Origin of the sequence: Pseudomonas tensinigenes (assembly GCF_014268445.2) — a bacterium.
Lineage (GTDB): Bacteria > Pseudomonadota > Gammaproteobacteria > Pseudomonadales > Pseudomonadaceae > Aquipseudomonas > Aquipseudomonas tensinigenes.
Window position 1 is genome coordinate 681,706 of record NZ_CP077089.1, and the last position, 23,056, is coordinate 704,761.

The window sequence follows — 23,056 nt, forward strand, 5'->3', positions numbered from 1 at the left end:
TTACATACGCTCCAGAGTTTCCAGACCCAACAGCTCCAGGCCTTGCTTGAGGGTGCGACCGGTCAGCGCGGCCAGGCGCAGACGGCTCTGCATCTGGGCCGGGGTCTCGGCGGCGAGGATCGGGCAGTTCTCGTAGAAGCTGGAGAACAGACCGGCAACGTCGTACAGATAAGTGCAGAGAATGTGCGGCGTGCCTTTGTCGGACACGTTGTTCAGCACTTCGCCGAACTGCGCCAGTTTCGCCGCCAGCTCTAGTTCGTGTTCCGCCTCGAGCACGATCTGGCCATCGACTTCGCTGAAGTCCTTGCCCAATTTGCGGAACACACCGGCCACGCGGGTGTAGGCGAACAGCAGGTACGGCGCGCTGTTGCCTTCGAAATTCAGCATCAGGTCGAAGTTGAAGCTGTAGTCGCTGGTGCGGTGCTTCGACAGGTCGGCGTATTTCACTGCGCCGATGCCGACGACTTTGGCGATGTTGCGCAGTTCGTCTTCGGCAAGTTCCGGGTTCTTCTCTTTCACCAGGTTGTAGGCGCGTTCCTGCGCTTCGGTGAGCAGATCGATCAGCTTCACGGTGCCGCCGTCACGGGTCTTGAACGGACGGCCGTCGGCGCCGTTCATGGTGCCGAAGCCCATGTGTTCCATTTCCATCGGATGGGTGACGAAACCGGCCTTGCGCGCCACGGCGAACACTTGCTGGAAGTGCAGGGCCTGACGCTGGTCAACGAAGTACAGCGCACGATCAGCTTTCAGCTTGCCGCTGCGGTAGCGCACGGCCGCCAGGTCAGTGGTGGCATAGAGGTAGCCGCCGTCAGCCTTGACGATGATCACCGGCAGCGGATCGCCATCGGCGTTCTTGAACTCGTCGAGGAACACGCACTGCGCGCCGTTGCTCTCGACCAGCATGCCAGCGGCTTTCAGATCGTTGACCACGTTGATCAGGTCGTCGTTGTAGGCGCTTTCGCCCATCACGTCGGCCATGGTCAGTTTGACGTTGAGCAGTTCGTAGATCTTCTGGCAGTGCGACAGCGAGATGTCCTTGAACTTGGTCCACAGCGCCAGGCACTCGGCATCGCCGGCCTGCAACTTGACCACCAGACCACGGGCGCGGTCGGCGAATTCTGCGGATTCGTCGAAACGCTGCTTGGCGGCGCGGTAGAAGTTTTCCAGGTCAGACAGCTCGTCGCTGGTGATCGGGTTTTCCTGCAAATAAGCCATCAGCATGCCGAACTGGGTACCCCAGTCGCCGACGTGGTTCTGACGGATCACTTCGTCGCCGAGGAATTCGAGGACGCGGGCCACACCGTCGCCAATGATGGTCGAGCGCAAGTGGCCGACGTGCATCTCTTTGGCCAGGTTCGGTGCCGACAGGTCGACCACGGTGCGTTGCGCCGGGCCGGCCTTGCGTACGCCAACATGGGCATCAGCCAATGCAGCGTCGAGACGCGAGGCCAAAGCCTGGGTGTTCTGGAAGAAGTTGATGAAGCCCGGGCCAGCGATTTCGGCCTTGGTGACGTTCTCGTCAGCCGGCAGTGCGGCGATGATTTTTTCCGCCAGATCGCGCGGCTTCATGCCCGCAGGCTTGGCCAGCATCATCGCGATGTTGCTGGCGAAGTCGCCGTGAGTCTTGTCACGGGCGTTCTCCACCTGAATCGCCGGCGACAGGCCTTCAGGCAACACACCTTCGTTGACGAGTTGGGTGAGGGCTTGTTGGATCAGCTGGCGAATGGTGTCTTTCATGGTCTTCTCTTTCGACCGCAAGCGCGGCGGGCGCATCGATGCGCGGGTGGAAAAACTGGGCATTATCCGTTGCGAAGACGGGCTTGCCAACCTTAGCAGGCAGCTTATGGATATGTGGTGACAAATAGATCATTTTCGCGAGCAAGAGCGGCGCAATCCTTGTGGGAGCGAGCCTGCTCGCGAAGGCGATCTCTCTATCAATACAAATCTACAGGGTCGACATCCAGCGACCAGCGCACCGCCCGCCCACTCGGCATCTGCTCCAGCACCAGCAACCAGCTCGCCAGCAACCGGTGCAACGGTGCCCGCGCCGTCGCCTGCAACAAAAGCTGCGCACGATAACGCCCTGCCCGCCGCTCCATCGGCGCTGGCACCGGCCCGAGCAATTCAATCCCGCTCAGATTCTGCTCGGCCAACAAGCGCTCTGCCTCGCTGCACGCCTCATCGAGAAAGCCTTCCGCCTGCCCCGGTTTGTGCGCTTCGGCACGCAACAACGCCAGATGCGCAAACGGCGGCAACCCGGCGGCGCGGCGCTCACTCAAGGCCTGTTCGGCGAAGGCGAAATAGCCTTGTTCGGTGAGCTGCACCAATAAAGGATGGTCGGCGAGGTGCGTCTGAATGATCACCTTGCCCGGTTCTTCCGCTCGCCCGGCGCGCCCGGCCACCTGCACGATCAACTGCGCCATGCGCTCGCTGGCGCGGAAGTCACCGGAGAACAACCCGCCGTCGGCATCGAGGATCGACACCAGCGTCACCCGCGGAAAGTGGTGCCCTTTGGCCAACATTTGCGTGCCGACCAGAATGCACGGCTGGCCCTTCTGGATCGTCGCGAACAGTTGATTCATCGCGTCTTTGCGTGACGTGCTGTCGCGGTCGACGCGCAGCACCGGATAATCGGGGAACAGGATTGCCAATCGCTCTTCGGCGCGCTCGGTGCCAGCACCCACGGGCCGCAAATCAACCTTGTTGCACTTCGGACATTGGCGCGGCGTGCGCTCGACGTAGCCACAATGGTGGCAGCGCAATTCGCCGTAACGCTGGTGCACGGTCATCCGCGCATCGCAACGTGAACACTCGGACATCCAGCCGCAGTCGTGGCAGAGCAACGTTGGCGCAAAGCCGCGACGGTTGAGGAACACCAACACCTGTTGCCCATTCGCCAGCGTCTGACCGATGGCTTGCTGCATCGGCCCGGAAATCCCACTGTCCAGTGGACGGCTTTTCACATCCAGACGCAGGAAGCGCGGCTGCTTGGCGCCGCCCGCGCGTTCATTCAGGCGTAGCAAGCCATAGCGACCGGTGTAGGCGTTGTGCAGGCTTTCCAGCGATGGCGTGGCGGAGCCGAGCACGATCGGGATGTTTTCCTGCCGCGCGCGCACCAGCGCCAGATCACGGGCGTGGTAACGCAGCCCTTCCTGCTGTTTATAAGAGCCGTCGTGCTCTTCATCGATGATGATCAGCCCGGGGTTCTTCATCGGCGTGAACAGCGCCGAGCGGGTGCCGATAATAATGTCGGCCTCGCCATCGCGCGCTGCGAGCCAGGCGTCGAGGCGCTCGCGGTCATTGACCGCCGAGTGCAGCAGGGCGATCCGCGCGTTGAAGCGTTGCTCGAAGCGCGCCAGGGTCTGCGGGCCGAGGTTGATCTCCGGGATCAGTACCAAGGCCTGCTTGCCGGCTTCGAGGGTTTCGCGGATCAGTTGCAAATAGACTTCGGTCTTGCCGCTGCCGGTGACGCCGGCCAGCAGGAACGCGTGATAACTGTCGAACCCGGCGCGGATCGCCTCGTATGCGGCGCGTTGTTCGGTGTTGAGCGGTAATTCCGGTTGCGCCAGCCAATGTTCGTGGCGCGCGCCTGGGGCATGGCGGCGGATTTCCACTTGCACCAGACCTTTGGCCAGCAGCAAATCGAGACTGTCTTTGCTCAACATCAGTTTGCTCAGCAACTGATGGGCGACGCCGTGCGGGTGCTGGGCCAGCGTTGCGAGTGCTTCGCGCTGGCGCGGTGCGCGGGCAATGCGCGGGTCATCAAGGCTGGCGCCGGGGACGGCTGACCAGAAGCGCTCTTGCCGAGCCTCGGCCAGTTCGCCCTGACGCAATAGCACCGGCAACGCCCAGCTCAAGGTGTCGCCGAGGCTGTGCTGATAATACTGCGACGTCCACAGGCACAACTTGAACAGCGCCGGTGGCAGCGGCGGCGTGGCATCAAGCAGAGCCAGCGCCGGTTTGAGTTTTTCCACCGGGACTTCGCTGGTGTCGGTGACCTCGACCAGAATCCCGATCATCTCGCGTCGACCGAACGGTACCCGCAGGCGCATGCCCGGCTGCAATTGTTCACGCAGCACGCCGGCCGGGGCCCGATAGTCGAACAGGCGGCGCAAGGGTGAAGGCAGGGCGAGGCGCAGAATGGCGTCGGGCACGCGGGGGGGATCTCTATAAACAGACGATTAAAAGGACTGCGTACATTACCTGTGGGAGCGAGCCTGCTCGCGAAAGCGGCGTGTCAGGCGACGAAAATACTGGCTGATAGATCGTTTTCGCGAGCAGGCTCGCTCCCACAGGGACAGCGCAATGGGCCGGGAGCCTAGCAGACGGTCGGTCTCGGTGACAGCTTGCGTGTTTGAAAAGGTCTGGTAGAATCCGCGGCCTAATTACGTGCGGTATTCAACAATAGTGTTGGGTGGCGGCACGCTAGCTGAGGAAGACACCATGAAAGCTGATATTCACCCGAATTACCCAGTCATCGCTGTTACCTGCAGCTGTGGCAACAAGTTCGAAACTCGTTCGACTTTCGGCAAAGCTCTGCCAATCGACGTTTGCAACGAATGCCACCCGTTCTACACCGGTAAGCAGAAGACTCTGGACACTGGCGGCCGCGTTCAGCGCTTCGCAGACCGTTTCGGTGCTTTCGGCAAGAAACCTGCTGCTGCAGAGTAAGGTTGAAGGGCCCGGTGGGCTTTTCCTCGTTGCTGAAAAAGGCGTCCCTTGCGGGCGCCTTTTTTGTGTCTGCGATTTGGCTGTCCGGGGCGCAAGCCTTCTGCCCGGCACCTGCGGGGCTGACCAGCGTCACGGTGCAGCGCGTGGTCGATGGCGACACGCTGCGCCTGAGCGATGGTCGCAGCGTACGCATGATCGGCCTCAACACGCCTGAACTGGGCAAGCAGGGCCGCAGCGACGAACCCTTCGCCGTGGCGGCACGCAAACGCCTGCAAGCGCTGGTCGATGCCAGCGGTGGACGCGTCGGATTGCTGCCCGGCAAGCAAGCCAAAGACCATTACGGGCGTACGCTCGCGCATATTTACAGCGCCAGCGGCGCCAATCTCGAAGCGCAAATGCTCGCCGATGGCCTCGGTTTCCAGGTCGCGGTGGCGCCGAATGTCGATCTTGTCGCCTGCCAGCAAGCCGCCGAACGCAGTGCGCGAAAGGCCGGGCTGGGCCTTTGGCGGCAATCTCCTGTACTGAAAGCGGAGCAGATTCAGCGCTCGGGTTTCGCCGTGATCAGTGGGCGTGTGAGCAAGGTTCAGCGCAATCGTGGCGGAATCTGGATCGAGTTGCAGGATGCGCTTGTATTGCGCGTTGCACCCAATCTGGTCGGACAATTCGACAATGCCCGTTTGCAGGCGCTGAAAGGCAAGCAGATCGAGGCTCGCGGCTGGATCGTTGATCGTTCCCGGCGCGATGGATTGCAATCCGGTCAGTCGCGCTGGCTACTTCCGTTGACGGATCCTGCGATGTTGCAAACGCCGCGCTGAAGAAAAATTGTAGACATTTTTTCTATCGATTGTGAACAGTCCAGCCCTTGTGCGCCGTGGCTCTTGGCCCAAAGTCGTAGGGCAGGGCGCTTGACAGGGGTGACCGCTCAGTCTTGTGGGGACTTTGCGAGGCGCGTATCCTCGCTGACCAGTCTGTCCAACAGTAAAAAGCGGAATGCCAAAATGTCTGATCTGAAAACTGCCGCTCTCGAATATCATGCCAATCCTCGTCCAGGGAAGCTGAGTGTCGAGCTCACCAAGGCCACTGCTACCGCTCGCGACTTGTCGCTGGCCTACAGCCCCGGCGTAGCTGAACCAGTGCGTGAGATCGCTCGCGATCCTGAACTGGCCTACAAATACACCGGCAAGGGCAACCTGGTTGCAGTCATTTCCGATGGCACCGCGATTCTCGGTCTGGGCAACCTCGGCCCATTGGCTTCCAAGCCAGTGATGGAAGGTAAAGGCGTACTGTTCAAGCGCTTCGCCGGCATCGACGTTTTCGACATCGAAGTCGACTCCGAAAGCCCGCAAGCCTTCATCGACACGGTAAAACGCATCTCCATCACCTTCGGTGGCATCAACCTGGAAGACATCAAGGCGCCAGAGTGCTTTGAGATCGAACGTGCTCTGATCGAGCAGTGCGACATTCCGGTGTTCCACGATGACCAGCACGGCACCGCGATCGTGACTGCTGCGGGCATGATCAACGCCCTGGAAATCGCTGGCAAAACCCTGCCAGACGCCAAGATCGTCTGCCTGGGCGCCGGCGCTGCGGCCATCTCCTGCATGAAACTGCTGGTGAGCATGGGTGCACGCATCGAAAACATCTTCATGGTTGACCGTACCGGCGTGATCCACTCCGGCCGTGACGACCTGAACCAGTACAAAGCCGTATTCGCTCACGCGACCGACAAGCGCAGCCTGGCTGACGCACTGGCGGGCGCTGACGTGTTCGTCGGTTTGTCCGGCCCGAACCTGCTCAGCGCTGAAGGCCTGCTGTCGATGGCACCGAACCCGATCGTGTTCGCCTGCTCGAACCCGGATCCGGAAATCTCCCCGGAGCTGGCGCACGCTACCCGTAGCGACGTGATCATGGCCACCGGCCGTTCGGACTACCCGAACCAGGTCAACAACGTGCTGGGCTTCCCGTTCATCTTCCGTGGTGCCCTGGACGTTCGCGCCAAGCGCATCAACGAAGAAATGAAAGTGGCTGCGGCCAACGCCCTGCGTGAACTGGCCAAGCTGCCTGTTCCACAGGACGTGTGCGATGCCTACGGTGGCGCGCCGCTGGAATTCGGTCGTGAGTACATCATTCCGAAGCCAATGGACAAGCGCCTGATCACCCTGATCTCCGACGCTGTGGCCAAGGCAGCAATCGAGACTGGTGTGGCGACCCTGCCGTATCCGAAGAACTACCCGCTGAAAAGCGTGGATGACGTGTTCAACGGCTAAGTCGTTGTAGCGCTTCAACCGAAAGCCCCGGCTCGTGAGAGTCGGGGCTTTTTATTGCCTGAGGATCAAGAGCCCCTCACCCTAGCCCTCTCCCGGAGGGAGAGGGGACTGACTGGGGGATGCTCGGGAGTTGCACCGACCTGAACATGCCCTGCCGAATCCATAATCGACACCATACTTTCAGGTCGATGTAGGAAGCCAGACAACTCGGTCAGTCCCCTCTCCCTCCGGGAGAGGGTTAGGGTGAGGGGCTCTTGATCCTCAGGCAATAAAAAGCCCCGCACTTCTCACGAAAGCGGGGCTTTTCAATACCGTTAGATCAGAACAAATCGATCGGCGCCTGCTCATCAGCCGGCAGCGGACTGCCCGGCGCCGTGCCATTGCCCAGCTCATTCACCGACGGCGGCGTGTCCTCAGACTTGAACAGCTCGAAGTACGCGCCCGGCGTGCTCGGCGTAGCTGCACGGCCACTGACCGGATCCACGCGCAGGCTCAACAAACCTTCCGGCTCAGGCTGAACATGCGGCGGCTTGTCCTTCAGCGCGGCCGACATGTAGTTCATCCAGATCGGCAGCGCCACGGTGCCACCGAACTCGCGACGACCGAGGCTTTCCGGCTGGTCGAAGCCGGTCCAGACCGTGGTCACGTAATCGGCGTTGTAGCCGGAGAACCACGCATCTTTCGATTCGTTGGTGGTACCGGTTTTACCGGCGATATCGCTGCGGCCCATGGCCAGCGCGCGACGGCCGGTGCCGAGCTTGATCACGTCCTGCAACATGCTGTTGAGGATGTACGTGGTGCGACCATCGACGATCCGCTCAGCCACTGCCGGCGTTTGTGGCACGGCTGCGTTGCCCGGTACTTCACCTGCAACCGGTGTGGCGTTGACCGTAAACGACTCACTGTTCGGTGCTGCGATACCGTCCGTCGCCGATCCGCCCTGAGGCACGGTCGGCGGGTTGGCGAGGAACAGCGTGTCGCCGTTACGGCTTTCGATCTTGTCGATGATGTACGGGGTGATCTTGTAGCCGCCGTTGGCGAACGTACTCCAACCGGTGGCGATCTCCATCGGCGTCAGCGTTGCGGTGCCCAGCGCCAGCGACAGATTTGGCGGCAGATCCTGCTTGTTGAAGCCGAAGCGAGTGATGTAGTCGATGGTCTTGCCCACGCCCATCGCTTGCAGCAAGCGGATCGACACGAGGTTACGCGACTTGTACAGCGCCTCGCGCAAGCGGATCGGGCCGAGGAAGGTGTTGGTGTCGTTCTTCGGGCGCCAGACCTTGTCCAGGTACTCGTCGACGAACACGATCGGCGCATCGTTGACCAGCGTCGCAGCGGTGTAGCCGCTGTCCAGCGCAGCGCTGTAGACGAACGGTTTGAAGCTCGAACCCGGCTGACGCTTGGCCTGCATGGCACGGTTGTAGTTGCTCTGTTCGAAGGCGAAACCGCCGACCAGCGAGCGAATCGCACCGTTCTGCGGATCCAGCGAAACCAGTGCACCTTGTGCCTGCGGGATCTGGCTGAACTTCAGCGAATTGTCTTTCTGACGCTGCACGCGAACCAGATCGCCGACCGCCGCGACATCCGACGGCTGACGCGGGTTGGCGCCCATGCTGTTGGTGTTGAGGAACGGACGCGCCCATTTCATGGTGTCCCAGGCGACGTGCTCTTCGCCGGTGCGGGTCAGCACTTGCAGGCCGTTCTTGTCGACCTGAGTGACGATGGCCGGCTCGAGGCTGCTGATGGTGCGTTGTTTGGTCAGCTCACTGGCCCACGCTTCGCGCGTCTTGCCTGGCAAGCGCGACTCGGGGCCGCGGTAGCCGTGACGCTGGTCGTAGGTCATCAAACCTTCGTGCAGCGCGGTATTGGCCATTTCCTGCAGATTGCTCGGCACCGTGGTGGTGACGCGGAAACCTTCCGTATAGGCATCGCTGCCGTAGCGGCCGACCATTTCGGCACGGGCCATTTCGGCGATGTACGGCGCGTTCACTTCCGGGGTCGGCACGTGATAGCTGGCGTTTAGCGGCTCATTGATGGCGGCGGTGTAATCCGCTTCGCTGATCTTGCCGAGCTTGTACATGCGCCCGAGGATCCAGTCGCGGCGTTCTTTACTGCGCGCCGGGTTGGCCAGCGGGTTGAAGCGCGACGGCGCTTTCGGCAGGCCGGCGATCATCGCCATCTGCGCCAGGCTGACATCGCGGATCGACTTGCCGTAATACACCTGCGCCGCCGCTTCGATGCCATAGGCGCGGTTGCCCAGATAGATCTTGTTCACGTACAGCTCAAGGATTTCATCCTTGGTCAGCTGCCGCTCGATCTGCAGGGCCAGAAGAATTTCGGTGGTTTTGCGCGAGAAGCTGCGTTCGCTGGTCAGGAAGAAGTTCTTCGCCACCTGCATGGTGATGGTGCTGCCGCCGGACTGAATGTGTCCGCTTTTGACCAGTTGGGTCGCGGCGCGCATCAGGCTGCTCGGATCGACGCCATAGTGGTTGGCGAAATTGTCGTCTTCAGCACTTAGTAACGCATTAATGAAATTGGGGGGAATGTCGGCGAAACGGATCGGTGTACGGCGCATTTCGCCAAATTCTGCGATCAACTTGTTGTCGCTGGAGTAGACCCGCAGGGGAATCTGCAACTGAATGCTTCGCAGAGCCTCCACAGAGGGCAAACCCGGACTAAGGTAAAGAAACGCGCCGCTGAGACCTAAAAGCAGTCCGCAGAAAACGGCGACGATGGACCAACCGAAAAATTTCAGCAGACGAATCAAGGCGTTTGAACATCCAGGGCAAAGAATGAATTTGGCGACGGGGTTCCGGCTACACACAGAACCATCCGCGCTTGCAGTAAAAAGCGGAAAAAAACACTGGGCATTATAAGCACTTTTCTGCTGGGGGCGTCATTTGCGCTTCTGTCAAGACGGGGTGAAGGAACGCAATGCGTATTACAGAGTCCGTAACTCACGGAAAGTCATAGGGAATTGGTAGTGCTGGGACTCTTCAATAAAAAGGCCAAAACGTTACTGGGGATCGACATCAGCTCCACGTCAGTGAAGCTGCTGGAACTGAGCCGTCAGGGTGACCGCTACCGGGTCGAGGCATACGCGGTAGAGCCATTGCCGGTCAATGCCGTGGTCGAAAAGAACATCGCCGAGCTTGAAGGCGTCGGTCAGGCCCTGAGCCGCGTGCTGGTCAAGGCGCGTACCGGGCTCAAGAGCGTGGCGGTGGCGGTGGCCGGTTCCGCCGTGATCACCAAGGTCATCGAAATGGACGCCGGGCTGTCCGACGATGAACTGGAAAACCAGCTCAAGATCGAAGCCGACCAATACATTCCCTACCCGCTGGACGAAGTCGCCATCGACTTTGAAGTCCAGGGCGTATCACCGCGCAATCCCGAGCGGGTCAACGTGTTGCTCGCCGCCTGTCGCAAGGAAAACGTCGAAGTCCGTGAAGCGGCGCTGGCTCTCGCCGGGCTGACCGCGCGGGTGGTCGATGTCGAGGCTTATGCGCTGGAGCGCTCGTTCGGCTTGCTCGCAACGCAACTGGCAGCCTCTCAGGAGCGTCTGACCGTGGCGGTGGTCGACATCGGCGCGACCATGACCACCCTCAGCGTCCTGCACAACGGCAAGATCATCTATACCCGCGAGCAACTGTTCGGGGGGCGGCAATTGACCGAAGAAATCCAGCGGCGTTATGGCCTGACCCTCGAGCAAGCGGGGCTGGCGAAAAAGCAGGGTGGTCTGCCCGATGATTACATCAGTGAGGTCTTGCAGCCGTTCCGTGAGGCGCTGGTGCAGCAGGTCTCACGCTCATTGCAGTTCTTCTTCGCCTCCGGGCAATACAACGCCGTCGATCACATTCTGCTCGCCGGTGGCACGGCGTCAGTGCCTGGGCTGGACCGGCTGATCGAGCAACGCCTGAACACGCCGACGCAAGTGGCCAACCCGTTTTCCAATATGGCCTTGAGCAGCAAGGTCAACGCCGGTGCGCTGGCCAGCGATGCGCCGGCGCTGATGATTGCCTGCGGGCTCGCGCTCAGGAGTTTCGACTGATGGCGCGGATCAACCTCCTGCCCTGGCGCGAAGAGCGTCGCGAAGAACGGCGCAAACGCTTTTTGCTGGCCTTGATCGGCGTGGTGGTCGGCTCGGTCGGCGCGGTGCTGATTGCCGACCAGATCATCAGTGCGGCGATTACGCGGCAAGTGGCGCGCAATGATTACATCGGCAAGCAGATCGCTGTGGTCGACGAGCGGATCAAACAGATCAGCGATCTCAAGGCCCGGCGTCAGCAACTGGTCGAACGCATGCGCATCATCCAGGACTTGCAGGGCAACCGGCAGATCAGCGGCCGAATCTTCGATCAATTGGCACGCACGCTGCCTGACGGGGTGTATTTCACCGATGTGAAGATGGCCGGCAAAACCCTGTCGATCAGTGGCGCCGCAGAGTCCAACAACCGCGTCTCGGACCTGATGCGCAATCTGGAGGCGTCGGACTGGTTTGATGCGCCGAGTCTCAACGAAGTCAAGGCGACGACTGCCGGCCAGGTGGACCAGACCAACACGTTTGAACTGACCGTACGGCAGACCCAGCCGCAAGCTGTGGAGGACGACCAATGAAACCGTCCGAATGGCTTGAAAGTTTGCGCGACATCGATTTCAACGATCTCGACACCAGCAACATCGGTTCCTGGCCGGCGGCGGTGAAATTTATCGCCGGAGCGCTGTTGATGGTGCTGGTGTTGGCGCTTGGCTATAACTTTTTCATCAGTGACATGGAAAATCAGCTCGACCTCAAACGTGAGGAAGAGATCACCCTCAAAGAGCAGTTCGCCAGCAAGGCGCGCCTGTCAGCCAATCTTGAGCTGTACACCCAGCAAATGAAGGAAATGGAAAATACCTTCGGCGTGCTGTTGCGCCAATTGCCCAGTGACACCGAAGTGCCGGGGCTGCTCGAAGACATCACGCGTACCGGTCTGGGCAGTGGTCTGGAGTTCGAAGAGATCAAACTGCTGCCGGAGGTCACCCAGCAGTTCTACATAGAACTGCCGATTCAGATCACCGTCACCGGCGCCTATCACGATCTCGCCACCTTCGTCAGCGGCGTGGCTGGACTGCCGCGCATCGTTACCCTGCATGATTTCGAACTCGCTCCTGCCGATAAAGAGGGCGGGCCGAAGTTACGCATGAGCATACTTGCCAAGACCTACCGCTATAACGACAAGGGGCTGCAGAAATGAGCCCGATTCGTTGTATTGCGTTGTCGATGACGCTGCTCGCGTTGAACGGTTGTGGTGGTAGCGATGACTCCGGTGACCTCGATGCCTACTTGAATGAAGTGCGCCTGCGCCCGGCAGGCAAGATTGAACCAACCCCGACATTTCGGTCTTACCCAACATTCACTTACAGCGCTGCCAACCTGCGCAGTCCGTTCTCGCGCCAGGTGCGCGTCGATCTGGCCGGGCAGAAGCACGGCTCGCGTAACGTCAAGCCCGACCCCAACCGGGTCAAGCAATACCTCGAAGGTTTCAACATCGAGCAGTTCGAGATGGTTGGCACGATCTCCAATGTTTCCGGCTCCTTTGCGTTGTTGCGCGGTGCTGGCGGCGTACATCGGTTAAAAGTCGGCGATTACCTGGGGCGCAACGACGGTCGCATCGTCGCCATCAGCGCCACCCAGGTCGATGTCGTCGAAATCGTGCCCGACGGCGAAGGCGCCTGGCTGGAGCGCCCGCGCACCATTCCTTTGAAAGAGCACTCATAGTGGAAGTCGAACAATGAACAGGATTTTCTCCACCCTCGGTTTTTCGCTATGGATAGCGCTGATGTCGCCGATGGTATTCGCGGCCAATCTGAAGACGCTCGACGTGGCGGCGTTGCCGGGTGATCGCGTCGAGCTGAAGTTGTCGTTCGACGGCCCGCCGCCGCAACCCAAGGGCTACACCACCGAATCACCGGCGCGGATTGCGCTGGATCTGCCCGGTGTCGCCAGTCAGTTGGCCAGCAAGAATCTTGATCTGGGCAGTGGTAATGCGCGCACGGCCACGGTGGTCGAGGCCAAGGAGCGGACGCGGCTGATTGTCAGTCTCACGCAACTGGCGCCTTACACCACGCGGGTCGAAGGCAATAACCTGTTCGTGGTGGTTGGTCAGGGCGCACCGGCAGCGGCGACGCGTCCTGCTGCCGTCGCACCTCGTGCTACCGCTAAAGCGCCTGCGCCCGCCAAGGCCTTTGTGCCGAAAAACCGGGCGATTCGCGGTGTGGACTTCCAGCGCGGTACGGCAGGTGAAGGTAATGTCGTCATCGACCTGTCCGACCCGACCATCGCTCCGGATATCCAGGAACATGACGGCAAGATCATCCTCAACTTTACCCGCACGCAGTTACCAGACAAGTTGCGGGTACGCCTCGACGTCAAGGATTTTGCTACTCCGGTGCAGTTCGTCAATGCCGGGGTGAGCGGTGATCGCACGGTTATTACTGTCGAACCCAGCGGCACCTACGAGTACTCCACCTTCCAGACCGACAACAAGCTAACCGTCAGCATCCGCCCGATGACCGTCGATGACCTGCAGAAACGTAATGCCGACCGTCAGGCGTACGTCGGCGAAAAGCTCTCGCTGAATTTCCAGGACATTGATGTGCGCTCGGTGCTGCAACTGATCGCCGATTTCACCAACCTCAATCTGGTCGCCAGCGATACGGTGCAGGGCGGCATCACCTTGCGTCTGCAAAACGTGCCGTGGGATCAGGCGCTGGATCTGGTGCTGAAAACCAAAGGTCTGGATAAACGCAAGATCGGTAACGTGCTGCTGGTCGCTCCCGCCGATGAAATCGCTGCCCGCGAGCGCCAGGAACTGGAGTCGCAGAAGCAGATTGCCGAACTGGCGCCGTTGCGCCGTGAGCTGCTGCAAGTGAATTACGCCAAGGCGGCGGACATCGCCAAGCTGTTCCAGTCGGTGACCAGTGCTGAGGCTAAAATCGACGAGCGCGGTTCGATTACTGTCGATGAGCGGACCAACAACATCATTGCCTACCAGACTCAGGATCGTCTCGACGAACTGCGGCGGATCGTGGCGCAGCTGGATATTCCGGTGCGTCAGGTGATGATCGAGGCGCGGATCGTCGAGGCTAACGTCGATTACGACAAAAGCCTCGGCGTGCGCTGGGGCGGCTCGATCCAGAACAAGGGCAACTGGAACGCTTCCGGGGTCAACGGTTCATCAACCACCATTGGTACGCCGGGCAGCACCAGTACCAACTCACCGTTTGTCGATATGGGGGCCGTGGGTAATACCTCGGGGATCGGCATTGCCTTCATCACTGACAATGTCTTGCTCGATCTTGAGCTGACAGCGATGGAGAAAACCGGCAACGGCGAAATCGTCTCGCAGCCGAAAGTGGTCACCTCCGACAAAGAAACCGCAAAAATCCTCAAAGGCACCGAGATTCCGTATCAGGAAGCCAGCTCCAGCGGTGCCACGTCGGTGTCGTTCAAGGAGGCATCGCTGTCGCTGGAAGTCACGCCGCAGATCACCCCCGACAATCGCATCATCATGGAGGTCAAGGTCACCAAGGACGAACCGGATTACCTGAACAAAGTGCAGGATGTGCCGCCGATCAAGAAAAACGAGGTCAACGCCAAGGTACTGGTCAATGACGGCGAAACCATCGTGATTGGCGGTGTTTTCTCAAATACTCAAAGCAAGGTCGTAGATAAGGTGCCATTTCTTGGCGATGTGCCGTATCTTGGCCGCCTTTTCCGGCGTGATGTGGTTTCGGAGAAAAAATCCGAGCTGCTGGTATTTCTCACACCACGTATCATGAATAACCAGGCGATTGCTGTGAGTCGTTGATTCTGTGCGAAATTTGATTCTTGTAGGACCGATGGGCGCTGGCAAAAGCACCATCGGCCGGTTGCTGGCCAAAGAGCTGCGCCTGCCGTTCAAAGATTCCGACAAGGAAATTGAACTGCGCACGGGCGCCAATATCCCGTGGATCTTCGACAAGGAAGGCGAACCCGGCTTTCGTGACCGTGAGCAGGCGATGATCGCCGAACTGTGCGCGTTCGATGGCGTGGTGTTGGCGACCGGCGGTGGCGCAGTCATGCGCGATGCCAATCGCAAGGCCCTGCATGAGGGTGGGCGAGTGGTGTATCTGCACGCCTCCGTTGAACAGCAGGTCGGCCGTACGTCTCGCGACCGCAATCGGCCATTGCTGCGCACCGCCAATCCGGAGAAAACCCTGCGCGACCTGCTGGCGATTCGGGATCCGCTCTATCGGGAAATCGCCGATCTGGTGGTGGAAACCGACGAACGGCCGCCGCGCATGGTGGTGCTCGACATTCTCGATCGTCTGGCGCAACTTCCTCCCCGTTAAAGCAGCGCTCGAAATGCGCTATCCTCGGCGTCCTGTCACAGCTCGTCGAGGTTGTGGCGGATGGCGTGCGAGCGGCGTCATACCCGCAATAGGCCGCAGATAACCAATAATTCAGGGCAGGACGCCTGCTTCCATCTTCACTGTGGGGACACATGCAGACACTCAAGGTCGATCTAGGCGAGCGCAGCTACCCGATTCATATTGGCGAAGGTTTGTTGGATCAGCCCGAACTGCTGGCTCCGCACATCCATGGGCGGCAGGTGGCAATCATCTCCAACGAGACCGTTGCGCCGCTCTATCTCGAACGTCTGACCCGCAGCCTGGCGCAGTTCTCGGTGATCTCCGTGGTGTTGCCGGACGGCGAAGCCTTCAAGAACTGGGAAACCCTGCAACTGATCTTCGACGGTCTGCTGACTGCCCGTCATGACCGCCGCACCACCGTGATCGCCCTCGGCGGCGGTGTGATCGGCGACATGGCCGGCTTCGCCGCTGCCTGCTACCAGCGCGGTGTCGACTTTATCCAGATTCCTACTACGTTGCTGTCCCAGGTCGATTCGTCGGTGGGCGGCAAGACCGGCATCAACCATCCGCTGGGCAAGAACATGGTCGGCGCGTTCTATCAGCCGAACGTGGTGCTGATCGATACGGCGTCCCTGAAAACCCTGCCAGAGCGCGAGCTGTCCGCCGGTCTGGCCGAAGTCATCAAATACGGGCTTATCTGTGACGAGCCGTTCCTGACCTGGCTCGAAGAAAACGTCGATGCCCTGTGTGCGCTCGACCAGAAAGCCCTGACTTACGCGATCGAGCGCTCTTGCGCAGCGAAGGCTGCGGTGGTCGGTGCCGATGAGAAGGAAACCGGCGTGCGCGCCACGCTCAATCTTGGCCACACCTTCGGCCACGCCATCGAGACCCACATGGGCTATGGTGTCTGGCTGCACGGTGAGGCCGTCGCGGCTGGCACGGTGATGGCGCTGGAAATGTCCGCGCGCCTGGGCTGGATCAGTGAACAGGAGCGTGATCGCGGCATTCGTCTGTTCCAGCGCGCCGGTCTGCCGGTGATCCCGCCGACGGAAATGACCGAAGCCGATTTCCTGGAACACATGGCAATTGATAAAAAAGTGATCGACGGTCGTCTGCGCCTGGTGCTGCTGCGCCGGATGGGCGAAGCGGTAGTGACCGACGATTATCCGAAAGAGGTTCTACAGGCCACGCTGGGAGCGGATTACCGCGCCCTGGCTCAGCTTAAAGGTTAATAAGATTCCGATGACTAGTTTGCATGCCGACGAGGCGTTCCTCGGCCATTTCCAGTTAAGCCACGACCCGTTCGCGCCGCGTGTGCCGGGCTTCAAGTTCTTCCCGGCTCAGCGCAAACCGGTGCTGGGTCAATTGCATCATCTGGCGCGCTATAGCCAATTGCTACTTGTGGTCACTGGTCCGCAAGGCAGTGGTAAAACCCTGCTGCGTCAGGCGCTGGTCGCCAGCACTAACAAGCAATCGGTGCAGAGCGTGGTGGTTTCCGCGCGTGGCGCCGGTGATGCTGCTGGCGTGTTGCGTCAGGTCGCGCAGGCGCTGAACGTCGCTCAGGCCGAAGTTGGCGCGATTCTGGACCAGGTTGTGCAACTCGCGCTGACCGGCCAGGAAGTCTATCTGCTGGTGGATGACGCCGAGCAACTCGACGAATCCGCCCTGGAAGCGCTGATGGCGCTGGGTGCCGGCGCTCCGGAAGGTCGCCCGCATGTGTTCCTGTTCGGTGAGTCCTCGCTGATCGCTCAGCTCGAGGCGTTGCACCTTGAGGAAGAGCGCTTCCACGTCATCGAATTGCAGCCTTACACCGAAGAAGAGACTCGCGAGTATCTCGACCAACGGCTCGAAGGTGCCGGTCGCGGTGTCGAACTTTTCACCGCGGATCAGATCTCTGATATTCACGAAAGTGCCGAGGGTTGGCCGGGCAACATCAACCAGGTCGCTCGCGATGCTCTGATCGAAGTCATGATTGCCAGCCGCTCTGCGGTCAAGCGTCCAAGTATGGGGTTCAACATGCCGAAGAAACACGTATTGGCGATTTCCGCCGTCGTTGTGGTCGCGGTCGCCGCCGCCTGGCTGATGCCGGGTCGCAACAAGGCGCCAACCACCGGCGCACCGGCCAATGAACAGGCGCAGTTGCCGTTGGGCCAGGGCGCAGCCAATGGCGGCGCGCCGAACGTCGAATTCGCCGGTAATACGCAGCCGATGCCGCTGCCGTTGGTCGGCAACTCGCAACCGGTGATGCGCGGTCCGTTGGCTGAAGCAGCGGGCGGTATCACTGAAGGTGACGACGGTGTGCCGCTGGAAGGTTCCAGCGACACCCCGCCAACCGTGACCACTTCGGCGCCACCCGCGGGTGTTCCGGCAGGTCCTGCGCCAACACCGGTTCCTGTCCCGGCAGCCAAGCCGACCCCCGCGCCAACTCAGGTTGCCACCGCCAAGCCTGCTCCAGCAGCGCCAGCAGCCAAACCGGCTCCGGCGCCAGCCAAACCTGTTGCAGCCGCGAAACCGGCCGAGAAGCCGGTTACTGTCGCCAAAGCGGCCGGTGGCAGCTGGTACGCCGGTCAGCCGACCGGTAACTACGTGGTGCAGATTCTCGGCACCAGCTCGGAAGCTGCCGCGCAAAGCTTCGTCAAGGAGCAGGGTGGTGAGTACCGTTATTTCAAGAAAGTCCTCAACGGCAAGCCGCTTTACGTGATCACCTACGGCAACTTTGCCAATCGTGATGCGGCCGTTTCTGCCATCAAGGCCTTGCCAGCGAAGGTTCAGGCTGGTAAACCTTGGCCTCGCACTGTCGCCAGCGTCCAACAGGAACTGGCAACAACTCGCTGAAGATTCGGCGGCCTTACCCAGGCCGCCTCTCCAAGCACCTCAAAATTTCTACGAGTGCGCGCCGCCTTCACAGGCCGCGTGCCTTGTGGTGTCTGCGTCACAGTAGTCTTTGAGTCGTTGCGGTCAAAATTAAAAAAGTTTTGACTAGCACAGCAGATCGCTTTAAACCTTTCACAAATGCGACATGAATTTGCGACATTTCGTCGTCAAATTTGTGAGCCTCTGTGTCGCTGTGTACAATGACCACCCTTTTGCCCCTGCTAAGCCGGCGTACGTTCGGCGCGGGATGCAAGTGGTTGAATTGAAAAGAAATTTGCCTCGAAAAGAGGCAGCCTGGTGAGAAAGTGTCTATGAAAGCAGGTCTGTACCAACCAGATGAATTCAAGGATAACTGCGGTTTCGGCCTGATAGCCCATATGCAGGGCGAGCCCAGTCATACCCTTTTGCAAACGGCCATCGAGGCCCTGACCTGCATGACCCACCGCGGTGGGATTAATGCCGACGGCAAGACCGGTGACGGTTGCGGTCTGCTGATTCAGAAGCCTGACGCGTTCCTGCGAGCCATTGCCCAGGAAACCTTCAGCGTCGAACTGCCCAAGCAATATGCAGTGGGCATGGTTTTCTTCAACCAGGATCCGGTCAAGGCCGAAGCCGCTCGCGAGAACATGAACCGCGAGATCCTCGCTGAAGGTCTGCAACTGATCGGCTGGCGCAAAGTGCCGATCGACACCAGCGTCCTCGGCCGCCTGGCCCTTGAGCGCCTGCCGCAGATCGAGCAGGTGTACATCGGCGGTGAAGGCCTGAGCGATCAGGACATGGCCGTGAAGCTGTTCAGCGCACGTCGTCGTTCGTCGGTGGCCAATGCCGTCGACTCCGACCACTACATCTGCAGCTTTTCGCACAAAACCATCATCTATAAAGGCCTGATGATGCCGGCCGACCTGGCCGCGTTTTATCCAGACCTGAGCGACGAGCGCCTGCAAACCGCGATCTGCGTGTTCCACCAGCGCTTCTCCACCAACACCCTGCCGAAATGGCCGCTGGCGCAGCCATTCCGCTTCCTCGCCCACAACGGCGAGATCAACACCATCACCGGTAACCGTAACTGGGCGCAGGCCCGTCGGACCAAGTTCACCAACGATCTGATGGATCTGGAAGAGCTCGGCCCGCTGGTCAACCGTGTCGGTTCCGACTCCTCGAGCATGGACAACATGCTCGAACTGATGGTCACCGGTGGCATCGACCTGTTCCGTGGCGTGCGGATGATCATTCCGCCGGCGTGGCAGAACGTCGAAACCATGGACCCGGATCTGCGTGCGTTCTACGAGTACAACTCGATGCACATGGAGCCGTGGGACGGCCCGGCTGGCGTAGTAATGACCGACGGTCGTTACGCGGTGTGCCTGCTCGACCGTAACGGTCTGCGTCCGGCGCGCTGGGTCACCACCACCAACGGTTTCATTACCCTCGCCTCGGAAATCGGCGTGTGGGACTACAAGCCAGAAGACGTGATTGCCAAAGGCCGTGTCGGCCCGGGCCAGATCTTCGCGGTGGACACCGAAACCGGGCAGATCCTCGACACCGATGCGATCGACAACCGTCTGAAATCCCGTCATCCGTACAAGCAATGGCTGCGCAAGAATGCCCTGCGCATTCAGGCGACCATGGAAGACAACGACCACGGTTCGGCGTTTTACGACGTCGATCAGCTCAAGCAATACATGAAGATGTATCAGGTCACGTTCGAAGAGCGTGATCAGGTGCTGCGTCCGCTCGGCGAACAAGGCTACGAAGCCGTGGGCTCGATGGGCGACGACACGCCGATGGCCGTGCTGTCGCAGCGCGTGCGCACGCCGTACGACTATTTCCGCCAGCAGTTCGCGCAGGTTACCAACCCGCCGATCGACCCGCTGCGTGAAGCGATCGTGATGTCGCTGGAAATCTGCCTCGGTGCCGAGCGCAACATTTTCCAGGAGTCGCCGGAACACGCTTCGCGCGTGATCCTCAGCTCGCCGGTCATTTCTCCGGCCAAGTGGCGCTCGCTGATGAACCTCGACCGCCCGGGTTTCGAGCGGCAGATCATCGATCTCAACTACGACGAAAGCGTCGGCCTCGAAGCGGCGATCCGCAATGTTGCCGATCAGGCTGAAGAGGCCGTGCGCGCCGGTCGCACCCAAATCGTTCTGAGCGACCGTCATATCGCCCCGGGCAAGCTGCCGATCCACGCCTCGCTGGCGACCGGTGCCGTGCACCACCGCCTGACCGAAAAAGGTCTGCGTTGCGATTCCAACATCCTCGTTGAAACCGCGACCGCCCGTGACCCGCATCACTTTGCGGTGCTGATCGGTTTCGGCGCCTCGGCGGTGTATCCGTTCCTGGCCTACGAAGTGCTGGGCGACCTGATCCGTACCGGTGAAGTGCTGGGCGACCTCTATGAGGTGTTCAAGAACTACCGCAAAGGCATCACCAAAGGTCTGCTGAAGATCCTCTCGAAGATGGGCATCTCGACCATCGCTTCGTACCGTGGCGCTCAGTTGTTCGAAGCCATCGGCCTGTCCGAAGAAGTCTGCGACCTGAGCTTCCGTGGCGTGCCGAGCCGCATCAAGGGTGCGCGTTTCGTCGACATCGAAGCCGAGCAGAAAGCACTGGCTACCGAAGCCTGGAGTCCGCGCAAGCCGATCCAGCAGGGCGGTCTGCTGAAGTTCGTTCACGGTGGCGAATATCACGCGTACAACCCGGACGTGGTCAACACTTTGCAAGCCGCTGTGCAGCAGGGCGACTACGCCAAGTTCAAGGAATACACCTCGCTGGTGGACAACCGTCCGGTGTCGATGATCCGCGACCTGTTCAAGGTCAAGACCCTCGACACGCCGCTGGACATCAGTGAAATCGAGCCGCTGGAATCGGTGCTCAAACGCTTCGACTCCGCCGGTATCTCGCTGGGCGCACTGTCGCCGGAAGCTCACGAAGCCCTGGCCGAAGCCATGAACCGCCTCGGTGCGCGTTCCAACTCCGGCGAAGGTGGTGAAGACCCGGCGCGTTACGGCACCATCAAGAGTTCGAAAATCAAGCAGGTTGCCACTGGCCGTTTCGGGGTAACCCCGGAATACCTGGTCAATGCCGAAGTGCTGCAGATCAAGGTCGCGCAAGGCGCCAAACCGGGCGAGGGCGGGCAACTGCCGGGCGGCAAGGTCAACGGGCTGATCGCCAAGCTGCGTTACGCAGTGCCGGGCGTAACCCTGATTTCGCCGCCGCCGCACCACGACATCTATTCGATCGAAGACTTGTCGCAGCTGATTTTCGACCTGAAACAAGTCAACCCGAAAGCACTGGTTTCGGTGAAACTGGTGGCTGAAGCGGGCGTCGGCACCATCGCCGCTGGTGTGGCCAAGGCCTATGCGGACTTGATCACCATCTCCGGCTACGACGGTGGCACCGGTGCTTCGCCGCTGACTTCGATCAAATACGCTGGCGCACCGTGGGAACTCGGCCTCGCCGAAACCCACCAGACCCTGCGCGGCAACGACCTGCGCGGCAAAGTCCGGGTGCAGACCGACGGCGGCCTGAAAACCGGCCTCGACGTGATCAAGGCAGCGATTCTCGGCGCCGAAAGCTTCGGCTTCGGTACCGCGCCAATGATCGCGCTGGGCTGCAAATACCTGCGTATCTGCCACTTGAACAACTGCGCCACCGGCGTTGCGACGCAGAACGAGAAACTGCGCAAGGATCACTACATCGGTACCGTCGACATGGTGGTGAATTTCTTCACCTACGTCGCCGAAGAAACCCGTGAGTGGCTGGCCAAGCTCGGCGTGCGCTCCCTCGAAGAGCTGATCGGTCGCACCGATCTGCTGGAAATCCTCGAAGGCCAGACCGCCAAGCAAAACCACCTGGACCTGACGCCGCTGTTGGGCAGCGATCACATCCCGGCGGACAAGCCACAGTTCTGCGGCGTTGAGCGCAACCCGCCGTTCGACCAAGGCCTGCTGGCCGAGAAGATGGTCGAGATGGCCTCGTCGGCGATCAACGACATGAGCGGCGCTGAGTTCGATCTGGACATCTGCAACTGCGATCGTTCGATCGGCGCGCGGATCTCCGGCGAAATCGCCCGCAAGCACGGCAACCAGGGCATGGCGAAAGCGCCAATCACCTTCCGCTTCAAAGGCACTGCCGGTCAGAGCTTCGGCGTGTGGAACGCTGGCGGTCTGAACATGTACCTCGAAGGCGACGCCAACGACTACGTCGGCAAAGGCATGACCGGTGGCAAGCTGACCATCGTGCCGCCGAAGGGCAGCGTTTACAAAACTCAGGACAGCGCCATCATCGGCAACACCTGCCTGTACGGCGCCACGGGCGGCAAGTTGTTCGCCGCCGGCACCGCAGGCGAGCGTTTCGCCGTGCGCAACTCCGGTGCCCACACGGTTGTGGAAGGCACTGGCGATCACTGCTGTGAGTACATGACCGGTGGTTTCGTCTGCGTTCTGGGCAAGACCGGTTACAACTTCGGCTCTGGCATGACCGGTGGTTTCGCCTACGTGCTCGACCAGGACAACACCTTCGTTGACCGGGTCAACCACGAACTGGTGGAAATCCAGCGGATCAGCGGCGAGGCGATGGAAGCCTATCGCAGCCACCTGCAAAACGTGCTGAACGAGTACGTCGCGGAAACCGACAGCGAGTGGGGTCGTGAACTCGCCGAAAACCTCGATGACTACCTGCGCCGTTTCTGGCTGGTCAAACCGAAGGCGGCGAGTTTGAAATCTCTGCTCTCCAGTACTCGTGCGAGTCCGCAATAACGGCGCAGCTGCAAGCCACTGGCTTCAAGCGGCAAGCTGGAGCCAGTGCGCGCTGTAACGGACTAATGTGATTTTCTTGCAGCTTGAAGCTTG

Annotated in this window: 16 protein-coding genes; 13 read left to right on the top strand and 3 right to left on the bottom strand. The window is 60.4% G+C overall.

The annotated features are described in order from the left end of the window. Positions 1-1,737: an arginine--tRNA ligase gene (argS, locus tag HU718_RS03020; protein ID WP_186613000.1), complete on the bottom strand. Its 1,737-nt coding sequence runs from the start codon at positions 1,735-1,737 to the stop codon at positions 1-3. Here argS and HU718_RS29785 point away from each other — a divergent pair. After that, the gene (locus HU718_RS29785; RefSeq protein ID WP_256579857.1) at positions 1,736-1,858 is read left to right on the top strand and encodes a hypothetical protein; all 123 of its coding nucleotides are present in this window, start codon (positions 1,736-1,738) and stop codon (positions 1,856-1,858) included. The two genes, argS and HU718_RS29785, sit on opposite strands and share 2 nt — an antisense overlap. A 76-nt stretch (positions 1,859-1,934) precedes the next feature. Here the strand turns inward: HU718_RS29785 and HU718_RS03025 are convergent, their stop codons facing one another. Then, positions 1,935-4,154 carry a primosomal protein N' gene (locus HU718_RS03025; protein ID WP_122599408.1) on the bottom strand — a complete coding sequence of 740 codons (2,220 nt, stop codon included), beginning with the start codon at positions 4,152-4,154 and terminating at the stop codon, positions 1,935-1,937. Positions 4,155-4,443: 289 nt separating this feature from the next. Here HU718_RS03025 and rpmE point away from each other — a divergent pair, with 289 nt between their 5' ends. The 3 genes from rpmE (at position 4,444) to HU718_RS03040 (ending at position 6,938) form a co-directional block, all read left to right on the top strand. Continuing rightward, positions 4,444-4,671: a 50S ribosomal protein L31 gene (gene rpmE / locus HU718_RS03030; protein WP_016984589.1), complete on the top strand. Its 228-nt coding sequence runs from the start codon at positions 4,444-4,446 to the stop codon at positions 4,669-4,671. Positions 4,672-4,685: 14 nt separating this feature from the next. Next, positions 4,686-5,486 carry a thermonuclease family protein gene (locus HU718_RS03035; protein WP_186612998.1) on the top strand — a complete coding sequence of 267 codons (801 nt, stop codon included), beginning with the start codon at positions 4,686-4,688 and terminating at the stop codon, positions 5,484-5,486. A gap of 183 nt (positions 5,487-5,669) precedes the next feature. Then, positions 5,670-6,938 carry a malic enzyme-like NAD(P)-binding protein gene (locus tag HU718_RS03040; RefSeq protein WP_102899524.1) on the top strand — a complete coding sequence of 423 codons (1,269 nt, stop codon included), beginning with the start codon at positions 5,670-5,672 and terminating at the stop codon, positions 6,936-6,938. Positions 6,939-7,257: 319 nt separating this feature from the next. Here the strand turns inward: HU718_RS03040 and HU718_RS03045 are convergent, their stop codons facing one another. Continuing rightward, positions 7,258-9,702: a penicillin-binding protein 1A gene (locus HU718_RS03045; protein WP_437180876.1), complete on the bottom strand. Its 2,445-nt coding sequence runs from the start codon at positions 9,700-9,702 to the stop codon at positions 7,258-7,260. Positions 9,703-9,921: 219 nt separating this feature from the next. Between HU718_RS03045 and HU718_RS03050 the strand changes: the two genes are divergently transcribed. The 9 genes from HU718_RS03050 (at position 9,922) to gltB (ending at position 22,963) form a co-directional block, all read left to right on the top strand. After that, the gene (locus HU718_RS03050; protein ID WP_150692970.1) at positions 9,922-10,986 is read left to right on the top strand and encodes a pilus assembly protein PilM; all 1,065 of its coding nucleotides are present in this window, start codon (positions 9,922-9,924) and stop codon (positions 10,984-10,986) included. After that, positions 10,986-11,552, top strand: a complete 567-nt coding sequence (locus HU718_RS03055) for a PilN domain-containing protein (RefSeq protein ID WP_095120724.1) — start codon at positions 10,986-10,988, stop codon at positions 11,550-11,552. The genes HU718_RS03050 and HU718_RS03055 overlap by 1 nt, the downstream gene beginning before the upstream one ends. Next, positions 11,549-12,172 (top strand): type 4a pilus biogenesis protein PilO, encoded by a 624-nt coding sequence (gene pilO, locus HU718_RS03060; protein ID WP_150707956.1) that lies wholly within the window; start codon positions 11,549-11,551, stop codon positions 12,170-12,172. Before HU718_RS03055 ends, pilO begins: the two co-directional genes overlap by 4 nt. After that, positions 12,169-12,696 (top strand): pilus assembly protein PilP, encoded by a 528-nt coding sequence (locus tag HU718_RS03065; protein WP_186612996.1) that lies wholly within the window; start codon positions 12,169-12,171, stop codon positions 12,694-12,696. Before pilO ends, HU718_RS03065 begins: the two co-directional genes overlap by 4 nt. 13 nt (positions 12,697-12,709) lie before the next feature. After that, positions 12,710-14,788 (top strand): type IV pilus secretin PilQ, encoded by a 2,079-nt coding sequence (locus tag HU718_RS03070; protein WP_186612994.1) that lies wholly within the window; start codon positions 12,710-12,712, stop codon positions 14,786-14,788. 4 nt (positions 14,789-14,792) lie between these two features. Further along, positions 14,793-15,311, top strand: coding sequence for a shikimate kinase AroK (aroK, locus tag HU718_RS03075; RefSeq protein ID WP_011332081.1), 519 nt, complete (start codon positions 14,793-14,795; stop codon positions 15,309-15,311). Positions 15,312-15,463: 152 nt separating this feature from the next. Further along, positions 15,464-16,564, top strand: coding sequence for a 3-dehydroquinate synthase (gene aroB, locus HU718_RS03080; protein WP_186612992.1), 1,101 nt, complete (start codon positions 15,464-15,466; stop codon positions 16,562-16,564). A gap of 10 nt (positions 16,565-16,574) precedes the next feature. Further along, the gene (locus HU718_RS03085) at positions 16,575-18,167 is read left to right on the top strand and encodes an AAA family ATPase (RefSeq protein WP_102899518.1); all 1,593 of its coding nucleotides are present in this window, start codon (positions 16,575-16,577) and stop codon (positions 18,165-18,167) included. A gap of 350 nt (positions 18,168-18,517) precedes the next feature. Further along, positions 18,518-22,963 carry a glutamate synthase large subunit gene (gltB, locus tag HU718_RS03090; RefSeq protein WP_186612990.1) on the top strand — a complete coding sequence of 1,482 codons (4,446 nt, stop codon included), beginning with the start codon at positions 18,518-18,520 and terminating at the stop codon, positions 22,961-22,963. Positions 22,964-23,056: the final 93 nt, after the last annotated feature.